This is a genomic window from Vibrio sp. 10N.222.52.B7, assembly GCF_041474275.1.
GTDB lineage: Bacteria > Pseudomonadota > Gammaproteobacteria > Enterobacterales > Vibrionaceae > Vibrio > Vibrio crassostreae_C.
This window is the reverse complement of record NZ_JBFRTU010000729.1, coordinates 1-275: the sequence shown is the minus strand read 5'-3', so window position 1 is coordinate 275 and position 275 is coordinate 1. Positions and strand designations below refer to the sequence as shown.

Here is a 275-nt window from a genome sequence, read left to right as displayed (position 1 = left end):
GATCGAATTTAGCCACGAACTCATCGTATACTTTACTGTGAACATAGAAACGGTTTGCACAGACACATGTTTGTCCCGCATTACGGAATTTTGACGCCATTGCGCCTTGAACGGCCGCGTCGATGTCTGCATCGTCAAACACAATAAAAGGTGCGTTGCCACCGAGCTCCATAGAAGTGCGTTTGATGCCTTTTGCCGCTTGAGCCATCAAGATACTGCCGACTCGAGTCGAACCAGTAAAAGAGATCTTTTTGATCCGTGGGTGTGATGTAAAA

The 275-nt window shown here is 46.9% G+C and carries 1 protein-coding gene; it reads right to left on the bottom strand.

The annotated features are described in order from the left end of the window. Positions 1–275 (bottom strand): aldehyde dehydrogenase family protein (locus AB4512_RS25020; protein WP_372176155.1); only part of this gene is annotated, 275 nt, incomplete at both ends.